This window comes from Sphaerotilus microaerophilus, assembly GCF_023734135.1.
GTDB classification, from domain to species: domain Bacteria; phylum Pseudomonadota; class Gammaproteobacteria; order Burkholderiales; family Burkholderiaceae_C; genus Sphaerotilus; species Sphaerotilus microaerophilus.
On sequence record NZ_AP025730.1, the window covers coordinates 3085400 to 3102222 of the forward strand.

General features: G+C 71.8%; 17 protein-coding genes. 12 read left to right on the forward strand and 5 right to left on the reverse strand.

What is annotated here, in order from left to right; all coding sequences use genetic code 11:
• Positions 1 to 66 precede the first annotated feature (66 nt).
• Positions 67 to 732, forward strand: coding sequence for a hypothetical protein (locus NGK70_RS13365; protein WP_251969037.1), 666 nt, complete (start codon positions 67 to 69; stop codon positions 730 to 732).
• 292 nt (positions 733 to 1024) lie between these two features.
• On the opposite strand, the gene nadC is transcribed toward NGK70_RS13365, so the two are convergent.
• On the reverse strand, positions 1025 to 1885 hold the full coding sequence (nadC, locus tag NGK70_RS13370; protein ID WP_251969038.1) for a carboxylating nicotinate-nucleotide diphosphorylase: 861 nt from the start codon (positions 1883 to 1885) through the stop codon (positions 1025 to 1027).
• Positions 1886 to 2030: 145 nt separating this feature from the next.
• Here nadC and NGK70_RS13375 point away from each other — a divergent pair, with 145 nt between their 5' ends.
• The 3 genes from NGK70_RS13375 (at position 2031) to NGK70_RS13385 (ending at position 7594) form a co-directional block, all read left to right on the forward strand.
• The gene (locus NGK70_RS13375) at positions 2031 to 2750 is read left to right on the forward strand and encodes a Crp/Fnr family transcriptional regulator (RefSeq protein WP_251969039.1); all 720 of its coding nucleotides are present in this window, start codon (positions 2031 to 2033) and stop codon (positions 2748 to 2750) included.
• A 118-nt stretch (positions 2751 to 2868) separates the two neighbouring features.
• Complete coding sequence (smc, locus tag NGK70_RS13380; protein WP_251969040.1) at positions 2869 to 6393, forward strand: chromosome segregation protein SMC; 3525 nt, start codon at positions 2869 to 2871, stop codon at positions 6391 to 6393.
• 124 nt (positions 6394 to 6517) lie between these two features.
• Positions 6518 to 7594 carry a cell division protein FtsZ gene (locus tag NGK70_RS13385; protein WP_251969041.1) on the forward strand — a complete coding sequence of 359 codons (1077 nt, stop codon included), beginning with the start codon at positions 6518 to 6520 and terminating at the stop codon, positions 7592 to 7594.
• On the opposite strand, the gene NGK70_RS13390 is transcribed toward NGK70_RS13385, so the two are convergent.
• Both NGK70_RS13390 and ygfZ read right to left on the reverse strand, forming a co-directional pair.
• Entirely contained in the window at positions 7587 to 7907 is a 321-nt protein-coding gene (locus tag NGK70_RS13390) for a DUF4936 family protein (protein WP_251969042.1), read from the reverse strand. The genes NGK70_RS13385 and NGK70_RS13390 overlap by 8 nt on opposite strands.
• Before the next feature lie 16 nt (positions 7908 to 7923).
• Positions 7924 to 8892, reverse strand: a complete 969-nt coding sequence (gene ygfZ, locus NGK70_RS13395; protein ID WP_251969043.1) for a CAF17-like 4Fe-4S cluster assembly/insertion protein YgfZ — start codon at positions 8890 to 8892, stop codon at positions 7924 to 7926.
• A 103-nt stretch (positions 8893 to 8995) separates the two neighbouring features.
• Here ygfZ and mltG point away from each other — a divergent pair, with 103 nt between their 5' ends.
• The 8 genes from mltG to NGK70_RS13435 all read left to right on the forward strand — a co-directional run bounded on the left by mltG (position 8996) and on the right by NGK70_RS13435 (position 15306).
• Positions 8996 to 9988, forward strand: a complete 993-nt coding sequence (gene mltG, locus NGK70_RS13400) for an endolytic transglycosylase MltG (protein WP_310742608.1) — start codon at positions 8996 to 8998, stop codon at positions 9986 to 9988.
• A gap of 44 nt (positions 9989 to 10032) precedes the next feature.
• The gene (tmk, locus tag NGK70_RS13405; protein WP_251969044.1) at positions 10033 to 10671 is read left to right on the forward strand and encodes a dTMP kinase; all 639 of its coding nucleotides are present in this window, start codon (positions 10033 to 10035) and stop codon (positions 10669 to 10671) included.
• The gene (locus NGK70_RS13410) at positions 10665 to 11708 is read left to right on the forward strand and encodes a DNA polymerase III subunit delta' (RefSeq protein WP_251969045.1); all 1044 of its coding nucleotides are present in this window, start codon (positions 10665 to 10667) and stop codon (positions 11706 to 11708) included. Before tmk ends, NGK70_RS13410 begins: the two co-directional genes overlap by 7 nt.
• A gap of 159 nt (positions 11709 to 11867) precedes the next feature.
• The gene (locus tag NGK70_RS13415; RefSeq protein WP_251969046.1) at positions 11868 to 12260 is read left to right on the forward strand and encodes a PilZ domain-containing protein; all 393 of its coding nucleotides are present in this window, start codon (positions 11868 to 11870) and stop codon (positions 12258 to 12260) included.
• A 133-nt stretch (positions 12261 to 12393) separates the two neighbouring features.
• A complete protein-coding gene (locus tag NGK70_RS13420) occupies positions 12394 to 13182 on the forward strand; it encodes a TatD family hydrolase (RefSeq protein ID WP_251969047.1) in 789 nt (262 codons plus the stop codon).
• 255 nt (positions 13183 to 13437) lie between these two features.
• Positions 13438 to 13653 carry a hypothetical protein gene (locus NGK70_RS13425; protein ID WP_251969048.1) on the forward strand — a complete coding sequence of 72 codons (216 nt, stop codon included), beginning with the start codon at positions 13438 to 13440 and terminating at the stop codon, positions 13651 to 13653.
• Between the two features lie 167 nt (positions 13654 to 13820).
• Positions 13821 to 14357, forward strand: coding sequence for a peptide deformylase (gene def / locus NGK70_RS13430; RefSeq protein ID WP_251969049.1), 537 nt, complete (start codon positions 13821 to 13823; stop codon positions 14355 to 14357).
• Positions 14350 to 15306, forward strand: a complete 957-nt coding sequence (locus NGK70_RS13435) for an ROK family protein (RefSeq protein WP_251969050.1) — start codon at positions 14350 to 14352, stop codon at positions 15304 to 15306. Before def ends, NGK70_RS13435 begins: the two co-directional genes overlap by 8 nt.
• A 41-nt stretch (positions 15307 to 15347) precedes the next feature.
• Here the strand turns inward: NGK70_RS13435 and NGK70_RS13440 are convergent, their stop codons facing one another.
• Together NGK70_RS13440 and NGK70_RS13445 are read right to left on the reverse strand one after the other, a co-directional pair.
• Positions 15348 to 16265 (reverse strand): SPFH domain-containing protein, encoded by a 918-nt coding sequence (locus NGK70_RS13440; protein WP_251969051.1) that lies wholly within the window; start codon positions 16263 to 16265, stop codon positions 15348 to 15350.
• A 31-nt stretch (positions 16266 to 16296) separates the two neighbouring features.
• Complete coding sequence (locus tag NGK70_RS13445; protein WP_251969052.1) at positions 16297 to 16719, reverse strand: NfeD family protein; 423 nt, start codon at positions 16717 to 16719, stop codon at positions 16297 to 16299.
• Positions 16720 to 16823 lie beyond the last annotated feature (104 nt).

Genomic DNA, 16823 nt, shown 5'->3' on the forward strand with positions numbered 1-16823 from the left:
TGCCGTGGGTCAGCAAGATGGCTGGGCATCGACGGTGATGCGACTTGACTCGATGGGAGATACATCATGGTTCAGCCGAAACTGATTCTTGGCCTGGAGCGGCGCAGCGACCCGGATTTGCTGGCCTACGGCGGCGCGGTGGTGGCCGCAATGAAGGACAACGCGGCGTTTCCGCAGCCCTGGGGCGACGGCACGCCGAGCTGGGCGCAGCTGGATGTGGCCCTTTTGGCCTACCGGGATGCCTACAACGCGGCCTTGACGCACGACTCGCAGAAGATCGTGGTGCGCAACGGGGCGCGGCGCAGCTTCACCGAGCTGCTGAAGCGCCTGGCGGCGTACGTGGAGTTCAACGGCAATGGCGATGCAACGAAGCTGGGCGGCACGGGCTTCGAGGTGCGCCAGGAGCATGCCCGTGCCACGACGGGCAACGGCGCGCTACCGGGGCCGATGGCCGGGCTGCGTGGTGCGCCCACCGAGCACGGGGGGCGCATCGAGCTGCGTGCCAACCGGGCCGAAGGCGCGCTGGGCTACGAGGTGCAGACCACGGCCACCGACCCGAGCAGCGAAAGCGGCGCGCAGGCCTCGGCCTGGTCGCACGTGCAGACGGTGTTCTCGGTGCAGCGCGTCCATGTCGATGACCTGCGGCCCGGCTACGTGTGGGTGCGCATGCGCGGGGTCAACAACCGGGGCCAAGGGCCCTGGACGAGCCCGCTGCGGGTGTTGGTGACCTGAGAGGCTGAGCGGGAGCGAAGGCGGAACGAGGGGAGGAGGGGCAGGGGGCAGGGTCAGGCGGCCGGCAAGGCAGGTGCACCAGTCACGACTGTGGTGGCGGCCTCTGCAACAAGCTGCGGCCAATCTCCGGCCGCGAGACCCACAAGGTCATGCTCGACCACGACCAGCAGACCAAGAACCTGCTGGTCAGCTACAGCGAGAACAAGCTGGGCTTCTTCTGATTGGCCCCGGCTTCACCTCGCCTCTGCACGACATTGACGGGGGTGGCTTCAATCAACCGCCATGGACACCGTCACACCGACACCCGCATCGACAAATCCAGCGCGCGCAGGTGCTTGGTGATGGCACCCACCGAGATGCGGTCCACGCCGGTGTCGGCGAGAGCGCGGATGGTTTCCAGCGTGGCGCCGCCGGAGTACTCGATCAGGGTCTTGCCGCCGCAGGCGCGGTGGCCCTGCACCAGTGCCACCGCCTCGCGGATCTGGTCGAGCGGGAAGTCGTCGACCAGCAGCAGGTCCACGTCTTCGTCCAGTGCGATGCGGGCCTCGTCCAGCGTCTCGGCCTCGGTCATCAGCGGCACGTCGAAGCCCAAAGCGCGGGCGTTGTGGATCGCCTGGCGCAGGCCGCCGGCCGCGGTGATGTGGTTTTCCTTGATCAGGAAGCCGTCGTACAGGCCGATACGGTGGTTCAGCCCACCGCCGCAGACCACCGCGTACTTCTGCGCGTTGCGCAGGCCCGGCAGCGTCTTGCGGGTGTCGACGATGCGGCAGTGCGTGCCGGCCACGGCGTCCACGTAGCGGCGCACCGCCGTGGCGGTGCCCGAGAGCGTCTGCAGGAAGTTCAATGCGGTGCGCTCGCCGGTGAGCAGCGGGCGGGCCTGGCCGTTGATCATGCAGATCACCTGGTCGGCCTCGACGCGGCCGCCCTCGGGCACCGCCCAGCGGATCACCAGCGTGGGGTCCAGGGTGCGGAACACCGCGTTGACCCAGGGCTGGCCGCAGAGCACCGCTGCCTCGCGCGAGACGATGCGTGCGGTGGCGAGCTGGTCGGGCGGCACCAGCATCGCGGTGACGTCGCCGCTGCCGATGTCCTCGGCCAGGGCGCGTTCGACGGTGAGCTGGAGGTCGGCGGGCGGGCGGGGCGGGGTGGACATGGCGTGCGAAGGGCGTTCGAGGGGCGGCAGTGGAACGGGAGCGCAACGGCGCGCTCGGTAGGGCGCGGTGGGACGCAGCGAAGCCTTCGATTGTCGCGCAGCCGACGCCAGTGCCCGCCGCGGCCAGCCTAGACTCCCGCCTGCCATGCCCAGTCTGCGCCTCCAGTTGCTGCCCCTGCACGAATTCATCGAACAATCGGTCTGGGTTCGCTCCCTCTGCCCCAGCGAGCGGGCCCTGGTGCATGAAAGCTGCACCGAGCGCTGCGTCGCCGCGCGCGAGGCCGTGGCAGCGCTGGGCGACCCGGCCGAGCACTGGATGGGCGTGATCGACGGGGTGTTCAAGATGCAGGTGCGCCACCGCGACGGGCGCTGCTCCACCCTCACCGGCGTGGCGCACGGCGGCTGGTTCGCCGAGGGCACGCTGCTGCGCCACGAGCCCTACCGCTACGAGGTGGTAGCACTGCGCGCCGGGCGGCTGGCCTGCCTGCCGCGCGCCACCTTCGAGGCGCTGCGTGCGCGCAGCCTGGCCTTCAACCACTACCTGGAGCACCTGCTGAACGCCCGGCTGGGCCACTTCATCGGCCTGCTGCACTCGGACCGCCTGCTCGACGCCGATGCCCGCGTGGCGCACAGCCTGGCCAGCCTCTACAACCCCGATCTCTACCCGGACCCGGGGCCGAGGCTGAACTTCGCTCAGTCGGAGGTGGCGCTGCTGGCGGGCATCTCGCGCCAGCGGGCCAATGCGGCGCTGCAGCGGCTCGATGCGGCCGGCCTGATCCGCCTGGACACGCGCGGCATGACCGTGCTGGACCTGGACGGGCTGCGCCGCTGGGAGGGGCCCTGCACCCGCCCTGACGCTGGCTGACCCGCTGCTATCATCGACCGGCTCTGTTGCGCTGCACCAACGCAGCGCGGCTCCCGCCTGCGTGCCCTGGTGACGGCCCCGCCCGCCACGCGCCGCCGGCCGCTCCACCGCCCCGCGCATGCGTCTCCAGTCGATCAAGCTCTCCGGCTTCAAGTCCTTCGCCGAGCCCACCCACTTCCAGCTGCCCGGCCAGCTGGTGGGCGTGGTCGGGCCGAACGGCTGCGGCAAGTCCAACATCATGGACGCGGTGCGCTGGGTGCTGGGCGAGAGCAAGGCCAGCGAGCTGCGCGGCGAGTCCATGCAGGACGTGATCTTCAACGGCAGCGGCAACCGCAAGCCGGCCAGCCGCTCCAGCGTCGAGCTGGTGTTCGACAACACCGCGGCGCGGGCCGGCGGGCAGTGGAACCAGTTCAGCGAGATCGCCGTCAAGCGGGTGCTGACGCGCGACGGCACGTCGAGCTACTTCATCAACAACCAGCCGGTGCGCCGCCGCGACGTGCAGGACGTGTTCCTGGGCACCGGGCTGGGGCCGCGCGCCTACGCCATCATCGGCCAGGGCACGATCAGCCGGATCATCGAGAGCCGGCCGGAGGAGCTGCGGCTGTTTCTGGAAGAGGCTGCGGGCGTCTCGAAGTACAAGGAGCGCCGCCGCGAGACCGAGCACCGGCTGCGCGACACGCGCGAGAACCTGACGCGGGTAGAAGACATCCTGCGCGAGCTCAATGCCAACCTGGAGCGCCTGGAGGCGCAGGCCGAGGTGGCGGCGCGCTACCACACGCTGCAGGACGCCGGCACGCTCAAGCTGCACCAGCTCTGGTTCCTGAAGCACCGCGACGCCGCCACCGAGGAGGACCGCGTGCGCCAGGCGGTGCTGACCGCCACCAACGCGCTGGAAGGGCGCCTGGCCGAGCTGCGCCACACCGAGGCCGAGTTGGAGGAGGTGCGCCAGGCCCACTACGCCGCCAACGACGAGCTGCACGCTGCCCAGGGTGCGCTGGCCGAGGCGGCGATGGAGGTGAGCCGGCTGGAGGAGCGGATCCGCCACGTCATCGACGGCCGCCGCCGGCTGGAACAGCGCCTGGCCGAGGTCAAGGCCCAGAGCGAGCAGTGGGCGCTGCGGCGCGACGAGGCCACCACCGAGCTGGACAGCCTGGCCGAGCAGATCGCCCAGGCCGAGGAGCAGGGCGAGATCCTGGCCGCCCAGGCCGAGGAACAGGCCGAGGCACTGCCGCAGACGGAAGACGCCGTGCGTGCGGCCACCCAGCGGGCCAATGCGCAGCGCGGCAAGGCCGCCGAGGTGCAGCAGCAGATCCAGCTGCTGGCTGCGTCGTCGCGCAACCTGGACGAGCGCCGGCGCGAGCTGGAGCAGCGCCGCGAGCGCCTGGCCGGTGAGCGGCGCAGCAGCGTCGCGCCCGACGAGGCGCGCCTGGCCGACCTGCGCGAGGAATTGGCAATGGCCGAAGAGCTGCAGGGCGAGAGCCAGGTGCAGCTCGACGACCTGGGTGCCGAGGTGCCGGTGCTGGACGAGGCGCGGCGCCAGCAGCAGCGCCTGGTCAACGAGGAATCGGCCCGCCAGACCGAGATCGCCGCCCGGCTGGAGGCGCTGCGTGCGCTGCAGGAGAAGGTGCGCACCCAGGGCAAGCTCGAACCCTGGCTGGCCCGGCACGGGCTCGAAGGGCTGGCCGGGCTGTGGACGCGCATCCACATCGAGCCGGGCTGGGAAACCGCGCTGGAGGCGGTGCTGCGCGAGCGCCTGAATGCGCTGGAGGTCGGCCGGCTGGAGACGGTCAAGGCCTTTGCGCTGGATGCGCCGCCGGCCAAGCTGGCCTTCTACACGCCGCCGGCCGCCGGGCTGGTCAATGCCCACCAGACGCTGCCGCGCCTGAGCGACCTGCTGCGCCTGCAGGACGCCGGCCTGAAGGCCCTGCTCAACGACTGGCTGGAGGGCGTCTACACCGCCGCGTCGATGGACGAGGCGCTGGCCAGCCGCAGCCGGCTGACGCACGGCGAGGTCATCGTGACCCAGGCCGGCCACGCGGTCAGCCAGTTCGCGGTGAGCTTCCACGCGCCCGACTCCGAGCAGGCCGGCATGCTGGCGCGCGCCCAGGAGATCGAGAACCTGGAGCGCAGCGGCCGGGCCCAGGCGCTGCTGGCCGACGAGGCGCGCACGGCGCTGGTGCGCGCCGAGGCGGCCTACAGCGAGGCCTCCCAGCACCTGGCGCGTGCGCGCCGCGAGGCCAGCGATGCGCAGGGCGAGGCGCACCGGCTGCAGGTCGAGGTGCTGCGGCTGACGCAGCAGTCCGAGCAGGCCCGCCTGCGCCGCGGCCAGCTGGACGCGGAGCTGGCCGAGATCGACCAGCAGCTCGAGGACATCGAGGAGCGCCGCATGACCGGCGAGGCCCGCTTCGAGGAGCTCGACATGGCGCTGGCCACCGAGCAGGAGCGCCACGCCGAGCTGGAGGAGCAGGTCATCGAGGCCGAGCGCCGCCTGGCCGGTGCGCGCGAGCAGTTGCGCAGCCTGGAGCGCGAGGCGCAGGAGGCGCAGTTCCAGGCCCGCGCGCTGGCCGCGCGGCGAGGTGAGTTGCAGCGCTCGATCGAGACCGCCGACCAGCAGATCCGCGCCAACGAGGGCTCGATCGAGACCCTGGCCGACGAGCTCGCCCGGCTGGACGACGCCGCCGCGCAGGACGGCCTGCAGGAGGCGCTGGCGCTGCGCATCGAGCGCGAGGGCGTGCTGTCGGCCGCCCGCACACGCTACGACGAGCTGTCGCTGCAATTGCGCCGCGCCGACGAGACGCGCATGAGCCACGAGCGCAGCCTGCAGCCGCTGCGCGACGAGATCACCCGCCTGCAGCTGGAAGAGCAGGCCGCGCAGCTGGGCGGCGCGCAGTACCTGGAGCAGCTGGTCGCCGCGGGTGTCGACCTGGAGGCGCTGGCCCAGGGTATCGCCCATGGCGCCCAGGGCGAGGTCAAGCTCTACGGCCTGCAGACCGAGATCGACCGCATCAACCGCGATATCGCCGCGCTGGGTGCCGTCAACCTGGCCGCGCTGGAGGAGCTGAGTGCCGCGCGCGAGCGCAAGGGCTTCCTGGACGCGCAGAACGACGACCTGACGCGGGCCATGACCACGCTGGAGGATGCGATCCACAAGATCGACATCGAGACGCGCGACCTGCTGAAGTCGACCTTCGACCAGGTCAACGAAGGTTTCGGTGAGATGTTCCCGAGCCTGTTCGGCGGCGGCAACGCGAAGCTGGTGATGACCGGCGACGAGATCCTGGACGCGGGCGTGCAGGTGATGGCGCAGCCGCCAGGAAAGAAGAACAGCACCATCCACCTGCTCTCGGGCGGCGAGAAGGCGCTCACCGCGATCGCGCTGGTGTTCGCCATCTTCCTGCTCAACCCGGCGCCGTTCTGCCTGCTCGACGAGGTGGACGCGCCGTTGGACGATGCCAACACCGAGCGCTACGCCAAGCTGGTCAAGAAGATGTCCAGCGGCACGCAGTTCCTGTTCATCTCGCACAACAAGATCGCGATGGAGATGGCCGAGCAGTTGGTGGGCGTGACGATGCAGGAGCAGGGCGTTTCGCGCATCGTCGCGGTGGACATGGAGGCGGCGCTGTCGATGGCCGACCACGCCTGAACCGGGGCCGTGCGAGCGGGTGTTTTGCACGGTTGGGGCCCGGGCATCAGGCATCATCCGGGCTCCGACCGGGTGCCAACCGGTCGGAATCCCGTAACGACCCCGAGGACCGCGCGCGTCAACGATGAAATCGCTGCAACTCTGGCTGGCTGTGCTGGGCGGGCTGGTGCTCGCCGCCGTGATCGCCCATGGGGCCTGGCAGACCCGCCGCGCCGGTGGCGGGCGGCGCCTGCCGCCGCTGGACCCGGCGCCCTCGCGGCACCTGGAACCGCGCTTCGACGATGCCGGTCTGGCCGCCACCGAAGGCGCGCCGACCCCTGACGGGGACCGGGATGGGGCTGCGCCCGTGCCGCCCAAGCCGCCGCGCCGCGTGCACACGGCGCCACGCATCGACGCGCTGGTCGATGCGGTGGCCGCGCTGGCGCTCGACCAGAACGTGTCGGGCGAGACCCTGATCGCCCACCTGCCGCCCAGCCGCCGCGCGGGCGGCAAGCCCTTCATCATCGAGGGCCGGCACAGCGAGACTGGCGAGTGGGAACCTCCCGCGCCCGACACCTGGTACCGCGAGGTGCAGGCCGGCGTACAGCTGGCCAACCGGCTGGGGCCGCTCAACGAGATCGAGTACTCCGAGTTCGTGCAGAAGATCCAGGCCTTCGCCGACGCGATCGGCGCCATGCCGGACTTCCCCGACATGCTCGACGTGGTTGCGCGCGCCCGCGAGCTGGATGCCTTCGCCAGCGAGCACGACGCCCAGCTGGCCATGCGCCTGCAGCCCCGTCGCAACCCCTGGCCGCTGCCCTTCGTGCAGCAGCACGCCTCGCGCCACGGCTTCGTGCCCGGCGCCACGCCCGGCCGGCTGGTGCTGCCGGGCAACGACGAGGGCGCACCGCCCATGCTGGCGCTGCAATTCGACCCCCAGGCCGCACTGGCCGACGACCCGCGCCTGGCGCGCGTCGACGAGGTCACGCTGGTGTTCGACGTGCCGCACACCGCGGCGGCCGAGCAGCCCTTCAACGCCTGGTGCGCCGCCGGGCGGGCGCTGGCGCTGGGCCTGGATGCCCTGGTCAGCGACGACAAGGGCCAGCCGCTGCACCCGGATGCCTTCCCGATGGTCGGCTCGGAGCTGGGCGAGCTCTACGAGCACCTGGCCGAGCGCGATCTGCCGGCCGGCTCGGCCGCGGCGCGGCGGCTGTTCAGCTGACAGGCGCTGCAACCTCACCTGGGGTGAGCGGCTCGAAGCGCTCGATGATGCGCGGCCCGACGCGGCCCGTTGGCAGCGCCTGCATGGCAGCCTCGATGAGCGCGCAGGCGGCGGCATCCAGCCCGCCAGGGCGGCGGTAGATCTCCATCCAGGTCGCTTCGGCGCCGCGCGGGACGGCGTCGGCCCGCCGCAGCAGGCCGGTCTGCAGCCCGTCGATGCCGGTGCGCAGCAGGGCCTGCTGGCCCTCGACCTGCGCGCGGGCCGCCTCGCCCTGGGCCGGGTCGATGCGGTAGTAGACGTACAGCTCGACCATGCCGTGCAGGGGCCCTTCAGGCGGTGGCCGCTTCCTGCGGCAGCGCGTAGGGCAGGGGCAGCAACCGCAGCAACGGGCCCTCGCTGGCGCCCAGGTGCAGGCTGCCGGTGTCGGTGGCGGCGATCTTCAACTCGGCGATCAGGCGCCAGCCACCGCCGAGCGGATCTGCAGCGGCCGTCGCCACCTGCCCGGCGGGCTGGCCGGCGTCGCCGCTCCAGAACACCTCCTGGCCGGGCAGGGCGGGGGCATCACCCGCGAGCAGGAAGGCGCGGCGCTTGAGCTTGCCCAGGTAGTGGCTGCGCGCCACGATCTCCTGGCCGGGGTAGCACCCTTTCTTGAAATCGACGCCGCCCACCAGCTCGTAGTTCAGCATCTGCGGCACGAACTGCCCGGACGTGGCGGCCACCACCGGGGCGACGCCCGAGGACACTTCCAGCCAGGCCCAGGCCGCAGCGTCCAGCGCCGGCAGGCCGGCCAGCAGGGCGTCCGCCTCGGCCACCGGGCCGATCCAGAGCCACCGGGGCTGGCCTTCGGCATCGGGCAGGCGGATCAGCATCGCGCCGCCACGGTCCGCCTTGGCCCAGGTGGCGGCCGGCGCCTCGGCGCCAAGCGCCTGGGCAGCGGCCGGGCCCGCCAAGCCGACCGCGACCAGCTCGCCAGCGGCATCGCTGAGCTTGGCCTTGGCGCGCATCACGAACATGCCCAGGCGCTTGAGCGTGGCGGGCAGCAGATCGGCACTGCAGGCCAGCCAGAACTCCTCGGCTGAATGGCGGCCGACGATCAGGCTGGCGAGCATGCGCCCCTGGGGCGTGCAGTAGGCGGCCAGGCGGGCGCGATCGGCGCCGAGCAGCTTGACGTCGTTGCTGATCTGGCCGTGCAGGAAGGCCGCGGCGTCCGCACCGACGGCACGGATCAGGCCCAGCCCGGGCAGGCGGCAGGCGCCGCCCGCTGAGGTCGTGGTGGCAGGAGAGGCGATGGTGTCCATGCGCTCATTATCATCAGCGACCATGGAACAGCGCCCCACCGGGAATTGGTTGCAACGGCACGCACGCCCGCCGGGCAGGGGGGGCAGGGCGCAGGGCCGGCTGCTGTCCGCCTTGCTGATCCTCGTGCTGCTGCTGGCCGTCGGCACGGCCGCGCTGGTGGGCTGGTGGCTTCACCAGCCGCTGGAGCTGGCGCAGGGCACGGTGGAGCTGGAGGTGGAGCCCGGCCAGTCGCCGCGCGAGATCGCGCGCAGCGCCGTGGCCGGTGGCGTGCAGGTGCAGCCCTTCCTGCTCTACCAGTGGTTCCGCTGGTCGGGCCAGGCGCGGCAGATCCGTGCCGGCAGCTACGAGATCACCCCGGGTACCACCCCACGCGGCCTGCTGCGCAAGCTGGTGGTGGGCGACGAGAGCCTGGCCACGCTGCGGCTGATCGAGGGCTGGACCTTCCGCCAGGTGCGCGCCGAGTTGCAGCGCACCGCCGGCCTGAAGCTGCAGACCTCCGGCATGAGCGAGGCGGAACTCATGGCCGCCCTCGGTGCGCCCGGCGTGCCGGCCGAAGGGCGCTTCTTCCCGGACACCTACGCCTTCTCCAAGGGCAGCAGCGACCTGGCGGTGCTCAAGCGTGCGCAAGCGGCGATGCAGCGCCGCCTGCAGGCGGCCTGGGAGCAGCGCGCGCCCGACTCACCGCTGAAGTCTGCCGAGCAGTTGCTGACGCTGGCCTCGATCGTCGAAAAGGAAACCGGCCGCGCCGCCGACCGCCCCCAGATCGCCGGGGTGTTCCTGAACCGGCTGAAGATCGGCATGCCGCTGCAGACCGACCCCAGCGTGATCTACGGCCTGGGCGAGGCCTTCGATGGCAACCTGCGCAAACGCGACCTGCAGGCCGACACGCCCTACAACACCTACACCCGCCAGGGCCTGCCGCCCACGCCGATCGCCATGCCCGGGCGCGACGCCCTCTGGGCGGTGGTCCAGCCCATGCCGACCAAGGCGCTGTACTTCGTCGCCCGCGGGGACGGCAGCAGCGAGTTCAGTGCCACGCTGGCCGAACATAATCGCGCCGTGGACAAGTACCAGCGCAAGGCCCAGCAGCCGTGACATCGCCCGAATTGACGACGCCCGGCCCATCAACCCCAGCTCCCTTGGCAGGAGCAGCAGGCCCGGCGGGCCCGGCAAGCTGCTTCGTGACCGTCGAGGGCATCGACGGGGCTGGCAAGACCAGCCATGTGGACGCGATCGCCGAGCGCTGGCTGGCCCGCGGCCTGGAGGTGCTGCGCACCCGCGAGCCCGGCGGCACGCCGCTGGCCGAGGCGCTGCGTGAGCTCTTCCTGCACCGCCGCATGGACGCGTTGACCGAGGCGCTGCTGGTCTTCGCCGCCCGGCGCGACCACCTCGTGCAGGTGATCGAGCCGGCGTTGGCGCGTGGCGCGGTGGTGCTCTGCGACCGCTTCACCGATGCCACCTTCGCCTACCAGGGCAGCGGGCGCGGCTTCGACCAAGGCGTGCTGGCGCAGCTGGAGGCCTGGGTGCAGCAGGGCCGCCAGCCCGACCTGACGCTGTGGTTCGACCTCGACCCTGCCACCGCCGCCCAGCGCCGCGCCGCCGCCCGCACGGCCGACCGGTTGGAGGCCGAGTCGCTGGACTTCTTCGCCCGCGTGCGTGCCGGTTATGCCGGGCGCGCCGCGGCCGATCCGGCCCGCTTCGCCCGGCTGGAGGCTGGCGGCACGCTGGAGCAGGTGCGCGCCCAGGTGCTGGCCGTGCTGGAGGCGCGCGGATGGTGAGCTCGACCCGCCGTTCGGCGCCGGCCCGCGAGTCGGCCGCTTCCGCCGCTGCAGCAGCGCCGCGCCCGCCGCTGCCCTGGCTGGATGCACCGCTGGCCCAGGTGCTGGCGACCCAGCGCGCGCATGCGCTGCTGGTGTACGGCCCGCAGGGCGTCGGGCAGCTGGATTTCGCACTCGGCCTGGCCCGTGCCTGGCTCTGCGAGACGCCCGCTGCGGCGCGCCCGCAGGGCCTGGCCTGCGGCCACTGCGCGGCCTGCCACCTGGTGGACGAACGCAGCCACCCCGACCTGCGGCTGATCGTGCCCGAGGCGCAGCGCGCCGAGGCCGGCCTGCCGGTGGACGAGGCCGGCAGCGACGACGAGGGCAAGAAGCGCAAGCCCAGCCGCGAGATCAAGGTCGACCAGATCCGCACCGCGCTGAACTTTGCCGAACTCACCGCCGGCCGGGCGGCGCACAAGGTGCTGGTCCTGTTCCCGGCCGAGGCGATCAACCCGATCGCTGCCAACGCCCTGCTCAAGACACTGGAGGAGCCTGGCGCGATGCGCTTCGTGCTGGCCAGCGGGGCACCGCAGGCGCTGCTGCCCACCATCCGCAGCCGCTGCCAGGCGGTGCAGCTGCAGATGCCCACGCGCGAAGAGGCACTGGCCTGGCTCGGCGCGCAGGGGGTCGCGGATGCCGCCGTGCTGCTCGATGCGGCGGGCGGGCAGCCGCAGGCGGCACTGGCTTTGCATGCCGCCGGGCTGGACGCTGCGGCTTGGCGCCAGTTTCCCCAGTGGGCCGCGCAGGGCCAGGCCGCGCCCGTGGCCGGCTGGCCGCTGCCGCTGCTGATCGATGCACTGGCCAAGCTCTGCCACGACCGCGCGCTGGTCACCCTGGGCCAGCCCGCGCGCTACTTTGCCCACAGCGAGCTGCGAGCGGGCAACCTGGACGCGCTCACCCGCTGGGCGGCCGACCTGCGCCGCCGCTCGCGTGTGGCCGAGCACCCTTTCAGTGCCGGCCTGGCGGTCGAGGCGCTGATGCTGCAGGCCCGCCTGTGACGGGCACCGGGCCTGCCACTGGCGCAGTGACAGCGGGCCAGACAAGCGGGCCGGGCAGGCCATGCGGCCCGGTGGCGCAGGGCGAGCCCGGGATTGGTGCGGTTTTTCGCGCTCAGTTCTCACGCTCAGGCACCTGAGGGCCCGATAAACTGCCTACCCATGAACGAGCCCGTTTCCCGTCCCTTCGCGAACAGCACGGTGGCGCCCAGCACGCCGCGCCCCAGCGTCATCCAGCTGGTGTTCAGGGAAAAGGGGGCGCTGTACGCGGCCTACATCCCGCTGTTCGCCGAAGGCGGCCTGTTCGTGCCCACCACGAGGGAGTACCGCCTGGGCGAGGACGTCTACCTGCTGCTGACGCTGCCCGATGACCCGCAGCGCTACCCGGTGGCCGGCAAGGTGGCCTGGCTGACGCCGGCCAATGCCTCGGGCGGGCGTACCCAGGGCGTGGGCGTGCGCTTTCCCAGCGACGAGAAGACGCGCGCGCTGCGCGTGCGCATCGAGGAAATGCTCGGCACGGCGATCCAGTCGGCCAAGCCCACCCAAACGATCTGATCTCCCACTCCCCGTAGCGGCTGACGCCGCTCCCCTCGAAGGGGGGCGCCGCCAGTGGACCGGCAAAGCCGGATCCTCGGCCGATGCTGGCTGATCTCACAGCGCTACGGAACCTGCGCGGCTTCCCCTCACGATGTACATCGATTCCCACTGCCACCTGAGCTTCCCCGAACTGCAGCAGCGTCTGCCTGAGATCCGCGCCGCGATGGCCGAGGCGCAGGTCGACCGCGCCCTGTGCATCTGCACCACGCTGGAGGAGTTCGACGCGGTGCACGGCCTCGCGCTGGCGCATGACAACTTCTGGGCCACGGTGGGCGTGCACCCGGACAACGAAGGGGTCACCGAACCCACCGTGGAGGACCTGGTCGAGCGCGGCCGGCGCGAGCGCGTGGTGGCGGTGGGCGAGACCGGGCTGGACTACTACCGCATCGGCGAGCGCAGCCTGGCGGACATGGCCTGGCAGCGTGAGCGCCTGCGCGTGCACGTGCGTGCGGCCCGCCAGCTTGGCAAGCCGCTGGTGATCCACACCCGCAGTGCCTCGGCCGACACGCTGGCCATCCTGCGCGAGGAGGGGGCCGATCAGGTCGGCGGCGTGTTCCATTGCTTCACCGAGACTCAGGCGGTGGCCGATGCCGCCCTGGACCTGGGCTTCCACATCTCGTTCTCCGGCATCCTGACCTTCCGCAACGCGCAGGACCTGCGTGACGTGGCCATGCGCGTGCCGCTGGAGCGCTGCCTGATCGAGACCGACAGCCCCTACCTGGCGCCCATGCCCTACCGCGGCAAGCTCAACACGCCGGCGCTGGTGCCCTACGTGGCGGCCGAGCTGGCGCGGCTCAAGCAACGGGATGTGGCAGAAGTGGCAGAAGTGACCAGCCGAAATGCCGAGCGACTGTTCGGCCTGACGGCCTCCAGCGCGTAGCCGACGGCGTCGGGCGGCAGCGGGCAGGATCCGGATTGCACGCCCAAGTCATTGATTCGGCAGGGAAAAACTGCATGACTGTGGCCGGGGAGGGCTCCCCGGGAGTGGCCATCGCCGACGCACAACGGCAGGCTGCCTGACGTCCTTGTCAGACAAATTCCGACACGGTTTTTCGTGTTTGGGCCACTGCCGCGGCGGGGCAGGGATCTCTACAGTGAGCTCCATCGACAACGCCACCGACCCAAGGAGCCCACCATGACCGCACTGCACCACGCCCATCCCTTCGCCGTGATGATGAACCCGGAAGCCGTGCTGCAGGCGGTGGAGCGCTCCGAGCGCATGCAGCGCCTGCAGCGCCGCGTGTGCCGCCCGCTCGACAAGCCGCTGATCCCGCGGGTGGCTGCGGATGCCCTGGCCTACGACCAGGCGATCGACGACGAGTCTGACGAGGACCTGTCCGGCCAGGCCTGAACGACCCGGCTCGCCCGGCACGTCTGGTTCGACGTGCCCCGGCCCCCGCGGCAGCGCGCTTTGCTGCCCGGCGGCCGTGCTAAAAACGCCGATCCCGCGCCGGGCCCCTTGAGGGCCGCTGGCGCCAACCCGCCCAGGCCCCGTGTCCGGGCCGTGAAGGATCGGTGATGACCGTCAGGACCCTCCTGAAAATGGGCGACCCGCGGCTGCTGAGGGTGGCCCGGCCCGTGCTGCAGTTCGGTACGCCCGAGTTGCAGGCGCTGCTGCGTGACATGGAAGACACCATGGCTTCGGCCGGCGGTGTCGGCCTGGCGGCGCCGCAGATCGGCGTCGACCTGGCGGTGGTGGTCTTCGGCTTCGAGCGCAGCGAGCGCTACCCGGATGCACCCCCCGTGCCGCGCACCGTGCTGATCAACCCACAGATCACGCCGCTGGGCGATGACGAGGAGGAGGGCTGGGAGGGCTGCCTCTCGGTGCCCGGCCTGCGGGGCGTGGTGCCGCGCTTTGCGCGCATCCGCTACAGCGGCTTCGACGAGGTGGGCCGGCGCATCGAGCGCGAGGCCGAGGGCTTCCACGCCCGCGTGGTGCAACACGAGTGCGACCACCTGATCGGCAAGCTGTACCCGATGCGGGTGCGTGATTTCGCCCGCTTCGGTTTCACCGAGGTGCTGTTCCCCGCGCTGGAGTCCGGTGGCGATGACTGATTCCGCGTCCGAGGCGCCAGCAGCTGACTGGCTGCTGGGCGTCGACCTGGGGGGCACCAAGATCGAGGTGGCGCTGCTGGATGCCGAGGGCACCTTCCAATTGCGCGAGCGCCTGCCCACGCCGCGGGGAAACTACGGCGCCACGCTGGAGACGATCGCGGCGCTGGTCGAGCGCGCCGATGCGCATGCGGCCGCGGCGGGCCGCGGGCCGCGGCCGCTGCCGCTGGGCATGGCGATTCCTGGCGCGGTGTCGGCGCTGACGGGCCGCATCAAGAACGCCAACTCGCTGGCCCTGAACGGCCAGGACCTTCAGCAGGACCTGGAGCAGCGCCTGCAGCGGCCGGTGCGGCTGCAAAACGATGCCAACTGCCTGGCGGTCAGCGAGGCGGTGGACGGCGCCGGGGCCGGCGTGGCGATGGTGCTGGGCGTGATCCTGGGCACCGGCTCAGGGGCCGGCATCGCGATCGACGGTCGCGCCTGGCGCGGCTGCAACAGCGTCGGCGGCGAATGGGGCCACAACCCGCTGCCCTGGCTGCGGGCCGAGTGGGGCGAGTGGCCCGGCCCGGCCTGCTGGTGCGGGCAATCCGGCTGCATCGAGGCCTGGGTCAGCGGCCCCGGGTGGGCCGCGGCGCACCTGCGCGAGACGGGCCATGCCTGCTCCACCGAGCAGATCGTGGCGGCGATGCGCGCTGGCGACGCCCAGGCGCGCGAGGGCTTCGAGCGCCAGGCCGACCGGCTGGCGCGTGCGCTGGCGCACGTCATCAACCTGCTGGACCCCGAGGTGATCGTGCTCGGCGGCGGCCTGAGCAACGTCAGCGAGCTCTACGAGGCGGTCCCGGCGCGCTGGGGCGCCTATGTCTTTTCGGACGCGGTCCAGACCGCACTGCGCCCGGCCCGGCATGGCGACTCGTCCGGCGTGCGCGGCGCCGCCTGGCTGTGGCGACCCTGATTCGACCCTGACCTGAAACCGAAGCGGCGGCCGGGTCCGGCTCAGCCGCCGGCCTTGCCCGCCTTCAGCAGCGTCATCGCGGTGCCCACCAGCGCCGAAACCTCGCCCATGTGGCCCGGCACGATCATGGTGTTGTTCTTCTGCGCCAGTTGCGCGTAGGCCTCGACGGCCTTCTCGGCGACCTTTAACTGCACGGCCTGCTCCCCGCCAGGCTGCTGGATGGCCGCGGCGATCTGCCGGATGGCAGCGGCGCTGGCCTCGGCCACGGCCAGGATGGCGGCGGCCTGGCCCTGGGCCTGGTTGATCTCGGCCTGCTTCTGGCCTTCGGAGCGGGCGATGTAGGCCTCGCGCTCGCCGGTGGCGATGTTGATCTGCTCCTGGCGCCGGCCCTCGGAGGCGGCGATCAGGGCCCGCTTGCCGCGCTCGGCGGTGATCTGCGCCTGCATCGCGTGCAGGATCTCGGCCGGCGGGGTCAGGTCCTTGATCTCGTAGCGCAGCACCTTGACGCCCCAGTTGGAGGCGGCCTCGTCGAGCGCGCTGACCACCTGGGCGTTGATCATCTCGCGCTCTTCGAAGGTGCGGTCCAGCTCCATGCGGCCAATCACGCTGCGCAGCGTGGTCTGCGCCAACTGGGTGATCGCCATCACGTAGTTGCTGCTGCCGTAGCTGGCGCGCATCGGGTCAGTGACCTGGAAGTAGAGGATGCCGTCCACCTGCAGCTGGGTGTTGTCCTTGGTGATGCAGACCTGGCTGGGCACGTCCAGCGGGATTTCCTTGAGCGAGTGCCGGTAGGCCACCTGGTCCACGAAGGGCACCAGGAAGTTCAGGCCGGGCGCCAGCGTGGCGTTGAACTTGCCCAGGCGCTCGACCACCCAGGCGTGCTGCTGGGGCACGACCTTGACTGAGCGCACGACGAAGAGCACCGCGATGCCGAGCAGGAGGAAGGCGACGAGTTCCATGGTGGATTCCGTTCGGTGGTGAAGGGGCCGTTCAGCGGCCGAGCAGCAGCACATTGCCGTCGAGCGCGCGGATGACGTGCTCGCCCGGCTCCGGCGGACCGCCCCCGGCCCAGCGGGCCTGCCAATCGGCCCCCCGGTAGTGCACATGCGTGCGCCCGGCGGCGTCCCAGGCAGTGACCATGACGTGCTCGCCGACATCGAGCTGGATGTCGTGGTTGGCGCCAGGGGCGGGCGGCGCAGGCTGCCTCGCCCGGTACAGGTGCCAGGCCACCACAGCCGCGCCGCCCACCAGCGCGGCAGTCAGCAGCTGGGCGCTCAGGGCCAGACCGGCATGGGCGGCCAGGGCGCCGCCGGCCAGGCCCAGTGACACCATCAGCAGGTAGAACGTGCCGGTGGTCAGTTCGGCCAGCACCAGCATGGCGGTGGCGATCCACCAGAGGACGGCAGGCGACATCGGCGCTCCTTGGCCCGCGGCACCGCGGCTGCGGCACGGCCCGGGCATGCCGGGGCAGTGTACGCCCGGGCTCCTCCGTATTGACACTCAGGGGCGACGGGCCG